The 14,816-nt window shown below is 68.3% G+C and carries 12 protein-coding genes and 1 tRNA gene; 8 read left to right on the forward strand and 5 right to left on the reverse strand.

All coding sequences use genetic code 11. The features are described 5' to 3' along the window. The first annotated feature begins 19 nt into the window (after positions 1-19). The 3 genes from B0F77_RS48335 (at position 20) to B0F77_RS41265 (ending at position 2,331) form a co-directional block, all read left to right on the forward strand. Positions 20-175 (forward strand): hypothetical protein, encoded by a 156-nt coding sequence (locus tag B0F77_RS48335; protein WP_158102972.1) that lies wholly within the window; start codon positions 20-22, stop codon positions 173-175. Positions 176-298: 123 nt separating this feature from the next. Then, entirely contained in the window at positions 299-781 is a 483-nt protein-coding gene (locus B0F77_RS41260; protein WP_425435800.1) for a PH domain-containing protein, read from the forward strand. Beyond that, entirely contained in the window at positions 778-2,331 is a 1,554-nt protein-coding gene (locus B0F77_RS41265; RefSeq protein ID WP_245849327.1) for a PH domain-containing protein, read from the forward strand. Before B0F77_RS41260 ends, B0F77_RS41265 begins: the two co-directional genes overlap by 4 nt. Here the strand turns inward: B0F77_RS41265 and B0F77_RS41270 are convergent. Then, a complete protein-coding gene (locus tag B0F77_RS41270; RefSeq protein WP_086668511.1) occupies positions 2,310-3,245 on the reverse strand; it encodes a GlxA family transcriptional regulator in 936 nt (311 codons plus the stop codon). The two genes, B0F77_RS41265 and B0F77_RS41270, sit on opposite strands and share 22 nt — an antisense overlap. 77 nt (positions 3,246-3,322) lie before the next feature. Here B0F77_RS41270 and B0F77_RS41275 point away from each other — a divergent pair, with 77 nt between their 5' ends. Further along, the gene (locus B0F77_RS41275) at positions 3,323-4,582 is read left to right on the forward strand and encodes an MFS transporter (RefSeq protein WP_086668525.1); all 1,260 of its coding nucleotides are present in this window, start codon (positions 3,323-3,325) and stop codon (positions 4,580-4,582) included. Here the strand turns inward: B0F77_RS41275 and B0F77_RS41280 are convergent. Next, positions 4,514-6,034, reverse strand: a complete 1,521-nt coding sequence (locus B0F77_RS41280; RefSeq protein WP_086668512.1) for a helicase HerA-like domain-containing protein — start codon at positions 6,032-6,034, stop codon at positions 4,514-4,516. The two genes, B0F77_RS41275 and B0F77_RS41280, sit on opposite strands and share 69 nt — an antisense overlap. A gap of 72 nt (positions 6,035-6,106) precedes the next feature. On the opposite strand from B0F77_RS41280, the gene orn reads away from it, so the two are divergent. From orn to B0F77_RS41295, 3 genes are all read left to right on the forward strand, one after another. Next, on the forward strand, positions 6,107-6,712 hold the full coding sequence (orn, locus tag B0F77_RS41285) for an oligoribonuclease (protein ID WP_086668513.1): 606 nt from the start codon (positions 6,107-6,109) through the stop codon (positions 6,710-6,712). Positions 6,713-6,778: 66 nt separating this feature from the next. Continuing rightward, a tRNA-His gene (locus B0F77_RS41290) sits at positions 6,779-6,851 on the forward strand. Between the two features lie 153 nt (positions 6,852-7,004). Beyond that, on the forward strand, positions 7,005-8,630 hold the full coding sequence (locus B0F77_RS41295; RefSeq protein ID WP_086668514.1) for an ABC-F family ATP-binding cassette domain-containing protein: 1,626 nt from the start codon (positions 7,005-7,007) through the stop codon (positions 8,628-8,630). Between the two features lies 1 nt (position 8,631). Here the strand turns inward: B0F77_RS41295 and B0F77_RS41300 are convergent, their stop codons facing one another. Beyond that, entirely contained in the window at positions 8,632-10,620 is a 1,989-nt protein-coding gene (locus tag B0F77_RS41300; RefSeq protein WP_245849329.1) for a PQQ-dependent sugar dehydrogenase, read from the reverse strand. 192 nt (positions 10,621-10,812) lie between these two features. Here B0F77_RS41300 and B0F77_RS41305 point away from each other — a divergent pair, with 192 nt between their 5' ends. Then, a complete protein-coding gene (locus B0F77_RS41305; protein ID WP_086668515.1) occupies positions 10,813-12,300 on the forward strand; it encodes a hypothetical protein in 1,488 nt (495 codons plus the stop codon). Here B0F77_RS41305 and B0F77_RS41310 read toward each other — a convergent pair. Then, positions 12,259-13,434, reverse strand: a complete 1,176-nt coding sequence (locus B0F77_RS41310; RefSeq protein WP_086668516.1) for a tetratricopeptide repeat protein — start codon at positions 13,432-13,434, stop codon at positions 12,259-12,261. The genes B0F77_RS41305 and B0F77_RS41310 overlap by 42 nt on opposite strands. A gap of 74 nt (positions 13,435-13,508) precedes the next feature. Further along, complete coding sequence (locus B0F77_RS41315) at positions 13,509-14,639, reverse strand: L,D-transpeptidase (RefSeq protein ID WP_245849331.1); 1,131 nt, start codon at positions 14,637-14,639, stop codon at positions 13,509-13,511. Positions 14,640-14,816 lie beyond the last annotated feature (177 nt).

Raw genomic sequence — 14,816 nt, forward strand, 5'->3', positions numbered from 1 at the left:
CTATCGAAGGAGCCCCTTAATGAAGTTGAACACTATCGCTCGAACCGTCGCCGCAGTGATCCTCAGTTTGGCCGCTGTGGCGATCGCGGTGGCACCCGCGTCGGCCGGTGAGCACAACAACAGCGGCCCGATGCCGTTCACACCGCCGTACGTGGCGCCCTGCGCCGGACGCTGATCGTTCTGCCCGGTTGAGGTGGTCCTGCCTCCCTCGCAAGCAGGACCACCTCGCCACCGGCCCACCAATTGGCACACCTGGCCACATCTCCGGTCGCAGGTGAGGCACCCTTGTGGGGTGACTCTGCAACTGCGCACGCCTCGTCACCAGGTGAGTCCGAAGTCGGTCCTGCTGTGGACGATGCAGGCCGCCGTGTTCTGGCTCGTGCTGTTCGTGCCCCAACTCGTCGTGTTCCTGCTGGTGCCCGAGCCGCCCACGTGGGAGCTCGCACTCATGATCGCCACGCTCGTCGTCGGCCTCGTGCACACCGCGGTCGAGCCGAGCTGGCGCTACCGCGTGCACCGCTGGGAGACCACGCCGGACGCCGTCTACACCCTCTCTGGCTGGCTGAACCAGGAGTGGCGGGTCGCCCCGGTGTCGCGGATCCAGACCATCGACACCAAACGCGGGCCGTTCCAGCAGTTGCTCGGCCTCGCGACGGTCACGGTGACGACCGCGTCGGCCGCCGGTCCGGTGGAGATCGAGGGACTGGACCACGAGGTCGCACAACGGCTCGTGGTCGAGCTGACCAACACCACGCAGGCCACGCCGGGTGATGCCACGTGACCGCCGAAGTCCCCGCCGGCCTGCCCGCCGCACCGGAGTTCACCGAGCCGCTGTCGGAGTGGCACCGCCTGCACGTGCGCATGCTGATCGTGCGGCCGCTCAACGAGAGCATCGCGATGCTGGTGCCGATTCTCGTGCTGCTGTTCACCGGCAACGGCGAGAAGTGGCGCCTCATCGCCAGCAGTGTCACGGTCGCGGCGATCCTCGCGTTCAGCTATCTCATCTGGCGCACCACGAAGTACCGCATCACCGACGACCAGGTCGAGCTGCACACCGGCCTGCTGACCCGCAAGCAGCTCGCGGTGCCGCGTGATCGCATCAGGACGGTCGACCTCACCTCGAAGCCGGGCCACCGGATCTTCGGGCTGTCGGCGGTGCGGATCGGCACCGGGCAGCAGGACGTCCCCGGCACCGACGGCCTCACGCTCGACGCGGTGACGTCGGAGGAGGCGGAGCGGCTGCGGTTGTTGTTGCTGCAGAAGACAGTCACGCCGAAGTCGGCCTCGCCCGACGAGCCGCACGCGGAACCGGTGGTCGCGGAGTCCGAGGTCATCTCGCAGCTCGACCTGAAGTGGCTGAAGTTCGCGCCGCTCTCGTTGTCGGGACTGGTCGCGATCGGTGCCGTGTTCGGCGTGCTGTCCAACTACGCGGACGACCTGGGCCTGCACCCGATCCAGGACCTGTCGGAGTGGTTGTTCGAGCACCCGAGCTTCACGCTGATCGGCGCGTTCGTGATCGCCCTGGTGGTGCTCGGGCTGATCCTCTCGATCCCGCTCTACATCCTGCAGTTCTGGAACTACCGGCTGACCCGTGAGCCGGACGGAACCCTGCGCGTGCAACGGGGTCTGCTCACCACCCGGTCGGTCTCGGTGGAGGAGCAACGGCTGCGCGGCGTCGACATCCAGGAACCGCTGCTGGTGCGGGCCGGCAAGGGCGCGAAGCTGGCCGCGGTGACGACGGGCCTGGGTTCGAAGGGCGAGAGCAACCTCCTGCTGCCGCCCGCGCCGTTGTCCGTGGCGCACCAGGTCTCGCAGGACGTGCTGAAGGTGCACGACGACCCGACCCTGCGCAAGCTCCGCAAGCACCCGTTCGCCGCGTTGCGCCGCAGCGTGATCCGGCACGTGGTGCCGTGGGTGGTGATCGCGGTCGGCCTCGCGATCTGGGCACCGTCGTGGGCGTGGCCGATCCCGGTGGTGATCCTGCCGTTCGCCGCGCTGGTCGGCTGGGACAACTACCGCTCGCTCGGCAACGCGCTCGACGACCGCTACCTGGTGACGCGCAACAACTCCCTCGTCCGGTCCACCGTGGCGTTGCAGCGCACCGGCATCATCGGCTGGCGCATCCAGCGGTCGTTCTTCCAGCGCCGCAGCGGGTTGATGACGATCGGCGCGACCACCGCGGCGGGCGCGGGCGTCTACCACGTGACGGACGTCGGCGAGTCCGACGGCCTGGCGCTGGCCGACGAGGCCGTGCCGGACCTGCTGCGGCCGTTCCTGATCGAGTCCCCAGAAAAATCCACTGTGGACGGTCAGGCGGAGCGGAACGTCTGACGGTAGGCGCTCGGCGACACCCCGATCGACGCCGCCAGCTGCTGCCTCAGTGCCGCTCCCGTCCCGAACCCCGCGTGCCGCGCGACCTGGTCGATCGGCAGGTCCGTGGACTCCAGCAGGTGCCGGGCGCGGTCGACGCGCTGCTGCGTCAGCCACTGGCCCGGGGACATGCCGGTTTCCGCGCGGAACCGGCGGGTGAACGTGCGCACGCTCATCCGCACCTGACCGGCCATCGCGGAGAGGTCGAGCGGTTCTTGGAGGCGCTCCAAGGCCCATTCGCGGGCGAGTGCGGTGGAGGTGTCCGGGTAGCTCGGCACCGGGCGGTCGACGAACTGGGACTGGCCGCCCTGCCGCCACGCCGGGACCACGCAGTAGCGGGCGATCCAGTTCGCCACCTCGCTGCCGTGGTCGGACCTGATGACGTGCAGGCACAGGTCGATGCCGGCGGCGACCCCCGCCGAGGTGAGGATGTCGCCGTCGTCGATGAACAGCACGTCCGGGTTGAGCCGCACCTTCGGGTACAGCGCGCGGAACTGGTCGGTGGTGCCCCAGTGCGTGGTCGCCGGCCGGCCGTCGAGCAGCCCGGCCGCGGCGAGCACGAACGCTCCGGTGCAGATCGACATGATCCGCCGGGCGTTCGTCGTCGTCAGCGCCTCCAGGACGGCGGGTTCGAGCCTGCCCTCGCGCGCCGGCCGGTAGTGGGTGCCCGGCACGAGGACCGTGTCCGCGTCTTGGAGCGCCTCCAAGCCGTGCTCGGGCGTGATGGTGAAGCCGCCGGTCGTGGGGATCGGGCGGCGGTCCGGCGAGCAGACGACGACCTCGTAGCGGTCCGCGAGCCGGGCGAACATGTGCGTGGAGCTGCCGATGTCGAACGCGACGGACTGTTCGAGGGCGAGCACGGCGATCCGGTGCATGGCCCGATTCTTTCACATGTTGGCCATCGGGCCACTGGTCGGCGAATGCGACATCACGGAGGCTTGTCGCCGTGAGACTGCATTGGGCCTGGGTTGTCGCTGGGGTGTCCTTCATCGCCTTGGTGGGTGCCGCGTCGTTCCGCGCGGCACCTGGTGCGTTGATCGAGCCGTTGCGGGCGGAGTTCGGCTGGACGACCGGCACGATCTCGCTCGCGATCTCGATCAACCTGTTGCTGTACGGGTTGACCGCGCCGTTCGCGGCCGCGCTGATGGACAAGTTCGGCGTGCGGGTCGTGGTGACCTGCGCGTTGACGATGGTCGCCATCGGCAGCGGGCTCACGGTGTTCATGACGGCCTCGTGGCAGCTGGTGCTGCTGTGGGGTGTCGTGGTCGGTCTCGGCACGGGCTCGATGGCGCTGGCGTTCGTCGCGACGATCACCGGACGGTGGTTCGTGCGGCACCGCGGCCTGGTCACGGGCGTGCTGACGGCGGGTGGCGCGGCGGGCCAGCTGGTGTTCCTGCCGACGGTGGCGTGGCTGTCCGAGAGCTACGGCTGGCGGCCCGCTTCGCTGGTCATCTGCATCGCCGCGCTGGCCGTGGTGCCGTTGGCGGCGTTCTTCCTGCGCGAGTACCCGCGTGACGTGGGGTTGTTGCCGCTCGGCGCGACCGAGGACACTCCCCCGCCGCCGTCCGGTGGTGCGGCCCGTCGCGCTCTGACGGCGTTGGGTTCGGCCGCGCGCACCCGGCCGTTCTGGCTGCTGGCCGGTGGGTTCGCCATCTGCGGTGCGTCCACGAACGGCCTGGTGGGCACGCACTTCATCCCCGCCGCGCACGACCACGGCATGCCGACGACGACCGCGGCCGGGCTGCTGGCGTTGGTGGGCGTGTTCGACATCGTGGGCACGATCGTGTCCGGCTGGCTGACCGACAAAGTCGACTCGCGGCTGCTGCTGGCGGCGTACTACGCGTTGCGCGGCCTCTCGCTGATGCTGCTGCCTCAGCTGTTCGGTGCGTCCGCGCACCCGTCGATGCTGGTGTTCATCATCTTCTACGGCCTGGACTGGGTCGCGACCGTGCCGCCCACGGTGGCGTTGTGCCGGCAGTACTTCGGCATGTCCGGGCCCGTCGTGTTCGGCTGGGTGTTCGCGTCGCACCAGCTCGGGGCGGCCCTGGCGGCGTCCGCGGCCGGGCTCACCCGCGACCACCTGGGCAGCTACGACCTGGCCTGGTACGTCGCGGGCGCCCTCTGCCTCGGCGCGGCCGTGCTGTCAGCGTCGCTTGCGCGACGTCCCGAAGATGCCCCGCGTGATCTCGCGAGCCAGGGCGCTGCCGGCTGACCGCAGGAACGACTTCACGGCGCTGTTGCCGAGCACCTTCTCGACGAGCCCCGGTTCCTCCTTCTCGTGCCTTTGCGGAGGAGCTTCCGGGGCTTGTTGTTCTTCTTGCGGTGGCGCGACTTTCCGCATCAGCTGCTCGTAGGCCGACTCGCGGTCGACGGTCTCCGCGTACTTGCCGTGGAGATCCGAGCTTTGTGCGGCTTGTTTGATCGCGTCGTTGCCGATCGTGTCCATCAACGACCGCGGCGCCCGGAGCCTGGTCCACGCGACCGGCGTCGGCGCGCCCTTCTCGCTCAGCACGGTGATGATCGCCTCGCCGATGCCGAGTGACGTGAGCGCCTTCTCCAGGTCGTAGTGCGGGGTGTTCGGATACGTCTTCACCGTGCGGGACAACGCCTTCTGGTCGTCCGGGGTGAACGCGCGCAGTGCGTGCTGGACGCGCGCGCCGAGCTGCGACAGCACGTCGTTCGGGATGTCGGTCGGCAGCTGCGTGCAGAAGAAGACGCCGATTCCCTTGGACCGGATGAGCTTCACGGTCTGGGTGATCTGGTCGAGGAACGCCTTGGACGCGTTGGCGAACAGCAAATGCGCCTCGTCGAAGAAGAAGACGAGCTTGGGCTTCTCGACGTCGCCCTCCTCCGGCAGCGTCTCGAACAGTTCGGCCAGCAACCACATCAGGAACGTCGAGAACAGCTGCGGGTTGCCCTGCAGTTCCGCGAGTTCGAGCAGGCTGATGACGCCCTTGCCGTCGCGTTCCCGCATCAGGTCGGCCGGGTCGAGCTCGGGCTCGCCGAAGAACCTGTCGCCGCCCTGCGCCTCCAGGTTCACCAGGGCCCGCAGGATCACGCCCGCCGTCGAGCTGGAGACGCCGCCGATGCCCTTGAGGTCCTCCTTGCCCTCGTCGCTGGTGAGGTGCTGGATGACGCTGCGCAGGTCCTTGGTGTCGAGCAGCGGCAGACCTTTCGAGTCCGCCCAGTGGAAGATCAGGCCGAGGGTCGACTCCTGGGTGTCGTTCAGGCCCAGCACCTTCGACAACAGGATCGGCCCGAAGCTGGTGACCGACGCCCGCAGCGGCACGCCGATGCCGCCGGTGCCGATCGACAGGAACTGCGTCGGGTAGCCCTGCGGCTGCCAGTCGTCGCCGGTGTCCTTCGCGCGGGTGTCCGTGCGGTCGCTGCGCTGGCCCTCGCGTGACAGACCGGACAGGTCGCCCTTGACGTCCGCCATCAGCACCGGCACGCCGTTGTTCGACAGCTGTTCGGCGAGCAGCTGCAGCGTCTTCGTCTTGCCGGTTCCCGTTGCGCCGGCGACAAGTCCGTGCCGGTTGACCATGGACAACGGGATGCGGACGTGCGCGGTCGACTCCACGGTTCCGTCGACCAGGACGGACCCAAGTTCGATGGCCGCGCTCTCGGAGGCGTATCCAGCAGCGATCTCAGCTTGAGCCGTCATGCACGAGGAGCGTAACCAGGTTGCTGCACGCCGCCACTCGAAGTTGAGGCCTCGCGCAGTAATGTTCGGGGCGTGATGGATCGTCTGGTGTGGATCGACTGCGAGATGACCGGACTCGACTTGGGCAAGGACGCTCTGATCGAGATCGCGGCACTGGTCACGGATGCCGAGCTCAACGTGCTCGGCGAGGGCGTGGACATAGTGATCCACGCCTCCGACGACGTGCTCGCCTCGATGCCTGAGGTCGTCATGGAGATGCACGCCAAGTCGGGCCTGACCGAGGAGGTGCGCGCCTCCGCGGTGTCGCTGGAGGAGGCCGAGTCCGCCGTGCTGGCCTACATCAAGGAGTGGGTCCCGGATCCCCGGACCGCGCCCCTGGCCGGCAACTCCATCGCGACCGACCGGGGCTTCATCGCCCGCGACATGCCGGCGTTGGACGCGCACCTGCACTACCGCATGGTCGACGTGTCGTCGATCAAGGAGCTGTGCCGGCGCTGGTACCCGCGCATCTACTACGCGCAGCCGGGCAAGGGACTCGCGCACCGGGCGCTCGCGGACATCATCGAGTCGATCCGGGAGCTCGCGTACTACCGGCGCACGGCGTTCGTGCCGCAGCCAGGTCCGTCGACGGAACAGGCCCAGGCCGTGGCCGCTGAGCTGCTCAAAAAGGCCGACTGAACCCCCGATTTCAATATCGGTAGCTCTCGTTGCTATGCTTTCCTCGCCGGTCACGGACCGGTGATGGTGGGTGTAGCTCAGCTGGCAGAGCACTGGGTTGTGATCCCAGGTGTCGCGGGTTCAAGTCCCGTCACTCACCCTGGACAGCCGGATTATGTCTGCAAAAAGCGCAGACATAATCCGGCTTCGTCTATTTTCTGGGGGCCAAGCCCCCAGACCCCAGCCGGGGGACGCCCCCGGACCCCCGATCTGATCCACCACGGCCCACGCCTGCCTGCCGGAGTGAGTGCTCATGACCACGCTCGTCGCCAAGGATCTCGCCGCAGGTCACGGTGATCGTGTCCTGTTCTCCGGACTCGATCTCGTGGTCGCTCCCGGCGACGTCATCGGGCTCGTGGGAGTGAACGGCGCCGGCAAGTCGACGCTTTTGAAGACGTTGGCCCGCCTGATCCCCGCCGAGTCCGGCCGTGTCTCGTTGTCACCGCCGTCCGCGAACGTGGGCCACCTCGCGCAGGAGCCGGAGCGTCTCGAAGGCGAGACCGTGCGGGACTTCCTGGCTCGCCGCACGGGTGTCGCGGCAGCTCAGACCGCGCTGGACGTCGCTACCGAGGCACTGACCGCCGGCAACGACGAGGGCTACTCGGAAGCGTTGGACCAGTGGCTCGCGCTGGGTGGCGCCGACCTGGAGGAACGGTCGCTGGAGGTCGTCGCCGACCTCGGCCTGACCGTGGGCCTCGACGCGTTGATGACCTCGCTGTCCGGTGGCCAGGCGGCGCGGGCGGGCATGGCGTCGTTGCTGCTCAGCCGCTACGACATCTTCCTGCTCGACGAGCCGACCAACGACCTGGACCTCGACGGCCTGGAGCGGCTGGAGAAGTTCGTCACAGGGCTGCGCGCGGGCACGGTGCTCGTGTCGCACGACCGCGAGTTCCTGGCCCGCACGGTCACCAGTGTGCTGGAGCTCGACCTGCACCAGAACCAGGTGAAGCTGTACGGCGGCGGCTACGAGTCGTACCTCGAAGAGCGCGCGCGGGCCCGTCAGCACGCCCGTGACGACTACGAGGAGTTCGCGGACACCAAGGCCTCGCTGGAGGCCCGTGCGCGCATGCAGCGGTCGTGGATGGAGAAGGGCGTGATGAACGCCCGGCGCAAGGCGGGCGACAACGACAAGAACGCCCGCAAGTTCCGTGCCGACGCGACCGAGAAGCAGGCGTCGAAGGCCCGTCAGACCGACCGCATGATCGAACGCCTCGACGTGGTCGACGAGCCCCGCAAGGAGTGGGAGCTGCGGATGGAGATCGCCGCGGCCCCGCGTTCCGGCGCGGTGGTGGCGTCCCTGCGGGCAGCGGTGGTGTCACGCGGTTCGTTCACGCTCGGCCCGGTCGACCTGCAGATCGACTGGGCGGACCGGGTCGCGATCACCGGCGCGAACGGCGCTGGCAAGTCGACGCTGCTCGCCGCACTGCTCGGAAGGGCGGAGTTGTCCTCCGGCTACGCGACTCTGGGCTCCGGCGTCGTGGTCGGCGAGGTGGACCAGGCCCGCGGCCTGTTCCTGGGCGACCTGCCGCTGGTGGACGCGTTCGAGGAGGCCGTGCCGGAGATGAACCCGGCCGACGTGCGGACGTTGCTGGCCAAGTTCGGGCTGAAGGCCGCGCACGTGATGCGCCCGGCGGCGTCGTTGTCCCCGGGTGAACGGACGCGGGCGGCGTTGGCGTTGCTGCAGGGCCGCGGGGTGAACCTGCTGGTGCTGGACGAGCCGACGAACCACCTCGACCTGCCGGCGATCGAGCAGCTGGAGCAGGCGCTGGAGAACTACCCCGGCACGTTGCTGCTGGTGACGCACGACCGGCGGATGCTGGAGGCCGTGCAGGTGAACCGTCGCCTGACCGTTTCCGGCGGCCAGGTGACGGTGTCCTGAGCTATCTGAGGTCGATCCGGTAGAGCTGGGTCGTGCTGTTGTTGGGGATGGAGTCCTTGTCCCCGTTGGACGTCGTGAGCCAGAGGTCGCCTTGTGGTGTCCTCTCGACCGTTCTCAGGCGTCCGTAGGCGCCCTCGAAGAACACCTGGGGCTCACCGCCGATCGGGATTCGGTACAGCCGCTGGCCGCGCAACGCCGCCAGATACAACACATCGTCCACAATGGCCAGTCCGCTGGGCGAAGCCTGGGACACCGCCCAGGTGTGTTTGGGCGCGATGAACGATGGTTCGCCGCACTCGCCGGACGTGCCTTCACAGGCGGGCCAGCCGTAGTTGCCGCCGGGCTTGATCAGGTTGATCTCGTCCATCACCGAGTTGCCGAGCTCGGCCTCCCACAGGCGGCCCTTCGAGTCGAACGCGAGACCCTGCACGTTGCGGTGACCGTAGCTGTGGACGTACTTGCCGGGGAACGGGTTGTCACGCGGCACGCTGCCGTCCGGGTTGACGCGCAACACCTTGCCGCCCAACGAGTTCAGGTCCTGGGCGTTGGCGCCGACCTGCCCGTCGCCGGTGGCGATGTAGAGCTTGCCGTCCGGGCCGAACCGGAGCCGGCCGCCGTTGTGGAACTTGTTGCGGGGCGCGCCGGTCAGCAGGACCTGATGCGCGTCCAGCTTTCCGTTGACCAGCTTGAACCTCACGAGCCGGTTGTCGGTCGGACTGGTGTGGTAGGCGTAGAGCCAGCCGTCCTTCTGCTCGATGCCGAGCAGGCCGCCCTCACCGTCGGTGCTGACCACGTTGGGGACGCGTCCGGCGACGGATTTGGTGCCGTCCTTGGCGATCTGGATGATGTCGCCGGTGTCGCGCTGGGCGTAGAACGCCGTGCCGTCCCTCAGGAACTCCAGGCCCCACGGGACATCCGTGTCGTCCGCGATCTTGGTGACCTCGCCGACGGTGTCGTGTCCCTTGCGGGTACTGGCTTTGACCGGCGCGGTGAACGGCCCGCTCCGGCCGGAGGTGTCGACCGCCTTCACCGTGAACTCGTAGTCCGTCTGCTGCTTGAGGCCGGCGATCGTGGTCTGCCGGCCGGTCGTGGTGCCGACCTGGACGCCGTTCGAGAAGACCGCGTAGCTCGCGACGCCGACGTTGTCGCTCGCCGCTCCCCAGGCGAGCGAGACGCTGTTGGCGGTGACCTTCTGGACGATCGCGTCGACGGGCGCGGTCGGCGGCTCGGTGTCGACGACGGCGGCCGGCGTGGTGACCGTGATCGAGTTGCTCGCCTGCGAAATGTTGCCCGCGGCGTCCTTCGCGTTGACGTAGAAGGAGTACGTGGTGCTCGGGCTGAGGCGCGTGACGTTGTTGGAGAGCCCGTCGACCGTCTTCACGTACTGGCCGGACTGGTAGATCTCGTAGCTCGTGACGGCCACGTTGTCGCTCGCCGGGCCCCACTGCAGGTTCACCGAGGTGGCGGTGAAGGACTTCACCGAAAGCGTTCCGGGGGCGCTGGGCGGTGCGGTGTCGACGACGCCGGGCGTGCCGTGGACCTCGAACTCCCTGAGCTCGTAGTCCCGGAAGCACGGCTTGGTCAGCGACACCCGGACCCAGCGGCCGAAACCGGTGAACTCAAGGTTGTCGTCGCCGCCGTCGCCCTTCTCGGTGCTGAACACGTCACGCCAGTACACGCCTTCCGGCGACGTCTGGACGGCGTACTTCCGCGCGCAGAGCCAGCCCCAGCGCAACACGACCCGGTTGATCGTGGACATCGAGCCGAGGTCGATCGAGATCCACTGCCGGCCGCCGTTCTCGCTGCGCCAGGTGGTCCTGCGGTCGAGGTCGGTCGCTTTGCCGGCGACGTGCCGGGCGTTGCTCTCGCTCGACGCCGTCGCGGGTCTGGCGAACGACAGCAGCACGTCGTCTGCCTGGGCTGATGGTGCCGCCACCGCCGTCAGCGCCAGGGCGCTGACGACCGCGAGCAGTCTTCGCAGCGTTGCCACGATGCCTCCCGGATGGGTCGGGCGGCGGTGGCGGCATCAGCCTTTCACAAACGTTTTCAGGCCGCCAGAGCCAGGTAGCATGGCCACCGCACGCGTACTGATGGGAAGAAGCGCGATGATCGTGCGGCCATACTCCCCCGGTTCGAACTCGCCTCCGGTTTCCGGCAGCCCTCGAATCGTGGCAACGCCCGAATGAGCACGGACTACGACGCCACCCGCTGGCGGACAACGCGGCCCGACCGCGTGATCCTCGCTGTCTCCCGCACCCTCACGTCGGCGATTCGTCTGCTGGACGCCACAGCCCTCCTCGACGACCGCATCCGGGTGATCTACACGACCGACCCGACCTCCGTCAGCCCCGGGGCGACGTCGCTGCTCGATCGGCTGGGCATCCGCGTGACGCCTTGGCACATCGCGATCCGCGAGGAGTACCACGCGGTCCTCACCGCGAGCGAGAACGTGGACCTCACCCAGTTGCGCGACGTCCCGGTGGTCGTGATTCCTCACGGTATCGGTTTCCACAAACAGGTTCCCGACTCGACGAGTTCAGGCACCCGCCTTTCCGGTCTCGTACCCGCGGCACGCCGCGACCGTCACCGTGTGCTCCACGTCGTCTCGCATCCGGCCCACCACCTCAGCAGCGTTGAAACGTTCCTCGCCGGCGACCCGTGCCACGACGCGATGTCCGCGAGCAGAGAACTCCGGCCTCGCTACCGCGAGGAACTCGGTGTCACCGAACGTCTTGTGCTGGTCACCTCGACCTGGGGGGAGCATTCGCTGTTCGGGGAAGATCCCCACCTGCCGGAGCGTCTCCTCGCCGAACTGCCGTACGACCACTATCGCGTGGCGTGCGCTCTGCATCCGGCGATCTGGGCCGAGGACGGCGCACACGAGGTCCGGCGCAGACTGCGGCGAGCCCTCCACGCGGGCCTGATCCTGCTCGCGCCGGAGAACGGCTGGCAGCAGGCCGTGGTCGCGAGCGACGTGGTGATCGGCGACCACGGTTCGGTGACCCTGTACGCGGCGGCGCACGGTGTGCCGATTCTCCTCGGCGCGTTCGGCACGTCCGAGGTGGCGCCCGGCACGGCACTGGCCGGCTTCGGTGAGGTGGCCCCTCGCCTCGACCACGACCATGACCTCCTGCCACAGCTCGCGAAAGCGGAGACGTTCGACATCACACGCCGTCTCTTCGCGACGACCGGAACCTGGGGAGTTCGGCTGCGAGGCCTGCTGCACAGCCTTCTCGGGCTTCCGGCGACCGGCGAGCAAGCACTTCCGGCGAAAGCGTTGCCCATGCCCGATGCCGAACACGTCGCGGTGCGCAGCCACGTCGTGCACGTGGAGGACGATGAGCTGATCAGGTTTCCCGCGGCGGCTCACACCGGACCGGCGGGCGGATCTGGGAGCACCATCCGGTTCCTCGCCGTGGACGAGGAGGAACTCGACCTCCATCTGCGGCACGGTGCGGCCGTGTTCGTGCGTTCACGCCCCATTGCCTCACCCGAGGCGTGGCTGGAACACGCGTTGCAGACGCACAACGCGGCCGTCATCGCGGTAGCGACGGAGTCCGGCTGCCTGATCGCGCTGCGCGACGGTCGCCGCATCACGTCACGAGACCACGACGTGTCACGTGCGGCGTCAGCCGTCCACGCCTCCCATCTCCGCGAGCAACGCTTCTAGTTCAGCGGCTTTGGGGCTGCCGAACTGCGCGTACAGGCTCTGCGCGAGCCTCAGCTGTGCTGCCGACTCCCGCCCGTCGAGCATCTTCGCGAGATCCACCCTGGCGCCCGCCTCCAGCGACTGCCAGCCGCCCTCCTCGAACGCCGCGATGGCCTCCTTCAACGCAGCGACCGCCTTGGCGCGCAACACCGTGCCGAGCGTTGCCAGTGCGCGCGCATGCAACCGCGGGTCGTCTTGCAGGAGCGCCAACGCTTTTCGCAGGATTTCCGCCGCGCCCGGTTCGCCCGCGGCGGCGAGCGAGGTGCCGAGGAACAGCGTCGCCACCGCATACCCGCGCGAGTTCGGCCCGTTGAGGCGCTGGGCCAACTGGTACTCGGCGATCGCGTCGGAGTACTGCCCGATCTTGTCGAAGTAGCGGCCGCGGAACTCGTGCGCGGACGCCTTCACCTCGTCACCGTTCGCCAGCAGGACCGCCTCGTCCAGTGCCGCCTTGGCCAGCGACAGCTCACCAAGTTCCAGCAACGGCCGGGAGAAGGTGGTCATGAGGCGCGCCGTCGCGTCCACGTGTCCGCATCTGCGTGCGGCGTGGAGGCCGAGCTGGGTGACGGTCGCCCACTCGAGAACGTATCTGCGGTTGTAGTAGAAGGAGGTCATCAGCTCCGCGACCTTCCACACCACCTCGTGGTGGGAGGAGCCGCGCAGGAGCGGGAGCAGGTTCTGACGCTCGGCCTCCACCCACTCGATCGCATCGGCGCTGGAGGTGAAGGGGTTGCTCCCGGTCGCCGGCTGACCGCCGAGCAGAAGTCTCGTTCCCCCGGTGATGGCGAGGTCGGCGAACGCCATCCGTTCGAGGAACCATTGCAGCGCCACATCGGGAGCGTTCGCGTCGCCGGCAGTCGCGGCGTTCTGCGCGTGCTCGGCGATGAGCCGGCCGAACCGGTACCGCGTGCCCTGCTCTGTCAGGAGGTGGGCGCCGACGAGCACGCTCAGAGCCGCTTTCGCGGGCTCTCCGAACAACTTCGACGCCAGATCAAGTTCGAAGTCCTGCAGTCCCGCGGCACCCAGCCGGCGGTAGAGCTGTGCGACAGGATCAGGAAGCTTCGCGTAGGTCTTGTCCAAGAGGTTCACGGGCACCCCCGCCTCCCGGTGGGAGCCCGCAGGCCCGCCGCGCACAGTGACGAGTGGTCAACTGTACGCGGCGGAAGAGATCACCGGTTGCCCTGGACCCACTGCGCCCACGGCACCTGCCAGTCGCCGAAGCCGTCCCACGCCTCCAGGGGCGGGCCACCGGAGTTGGTGACGACGACCACGTCACCCTGCTTGCTGTTGTCGAACACCCACTTGGCGTTCTCCGGCGAGAGGTTGAGGCAGCCGTGGCTCACGTTGCGGCGGCCCTGGTCACCGATGGACCACTCGGCCTGGTGGAAGAAGATGCCGCTGTTCGACATCCGGTACGCCCAGCTGACCGGCGTCTTGTAGCCACCGTTCTCCAGCGCCAGGCCGTACGTGGTCGAGTCCATGATCATGCGGTCGTGCTTCTCCATCAGCACGTACGTGCCGATGGGAGTGGTGTTGGCCGCGTTGCCCATCGAGGTCGGCATGGTCCGCACGACCTGGCCGTTGACCTTGACGCTGACCTGGTGCGTCTGACCGTCCGCCTCGTAGATCACCGAGTCGCCGACCGTGGTCGTGATGGTGCGGTCTTCCTGGCCGTAGATGCCGTCACCGATGTGCTTGCCGTAGACCTTGATGTTCATCGTGATCTTGGTGCCCGGCTTCCAGAACTCCTGCGGCCGCCAGTGCACCTCCTTCTTGTTGAACCAGTAGAAGGCGCCCTCGACCTTGGGCTCGGTGGTGATCTCCAGCATCTTCTCGGCCGCGACCTTGTCGGCCACCGGCTCGTCGAAGTAGAAGGCGAGCGGCTGCCCCACACCGATCGTGCTGCCGTCCATCGGGTTCGTCGACACGTAGGTCAGCGTCCGCGGCTTCACCGTGGTGAAGGTCGACTCCTTGGTCTCCGCCTTGCCGTCCGCACCGGTCGCCGTGGCGCTCAGCTTGTACGTCTTCGCGTACCCGAGCGGCTCGGTGTTGGTCCACTGCGTCGACTCGGCGTTCATCTTGCCCTCGACGACCTTGCCGTCGGGGTTGGTCAGCTTGACCTCGGTCAGCTTCCCGTCCGCCGCCGTCGCGATGACCGGCAACCCCGGCGACACGTCGGCCACGCCGTTGTTCAACGCCAGCGTCAGCGTGACGGGCTTGGGCGGAGGAGGAGCACTGGACGAAGGACCCCCGCTCCCGCCCGCGTTCCCGCCGCCCCCCGAACAGCCTGCGATCAGCATCACAGCGATTCCCGCTGTGACCACCCCACGACCGCGCCTGCCCCACATCCCCATCGACGTACTTCCGATCTGCTTGTCGCCCGTCCCGAGACTGCCTGCACGAAGTCGTTTTGGCGTCCCCCGTCTAGGTGACGACAGGAGGTGCCCCGAAGTTGCTCAAGTGGCCGGATCGTTACG

It is taken from the genome of Lentzea kentuckyensis (assembly GCF_002150765.1).
Classification (GTDB): domain Bacteria; phylum Actinomycetota; class Actinomycetes; order Mycobacteriales; family Pseudonocardiaceae; genus Lentzea; species Lentzea kentuckyensis.

Bases quoted from the DNA above. Each gene is read 5' to 3' on its own strand.
- B0F77_RS48335 (WP_158102972.1), top strand. From the start codon at position 20: ATGAAGTTGAACACTATCGCTCGAACCGTCGCCGCAGTGATCCTCAGT.
- B0F77_RS41270 (WP_086668511.1), bottom strand. From the start codon at position 3,245: ATGCACCGGATCGCCGTGCTCGCCCTCGAACAGTCCGTCGCGTTCGAC.
- B0F77_RS41280 (WP_086668512.1), bottom strand. From the start codon at position 6,034: ATGACGGCTCAAGCTGAGATCGCTGCTGGATACGCCTCCGAGAGCGCG.
- B0F77_RS41295 (WP_086668514.1), top strand. From the start codon at position 7,005: ATGACCACGCTCGTCGCCAAGGATCTCGCCGCAGGTCACGGTGATCGT.
- B0F77_RS41305 (WP_086668515.1), top strand. From the start codon at position 10,813: ATGAGCACGGACTACGACGCCACCCGCTGGCGGACAACGCGGCCCGAC.
- B0F77_RS41315 (WP_245849331.1), bottom strand. From the start codon at position 14,639: ATGCTGATCGCAGGCTGTTCGGGGGGCGGCGGGAACGCGGGCGGGAGC.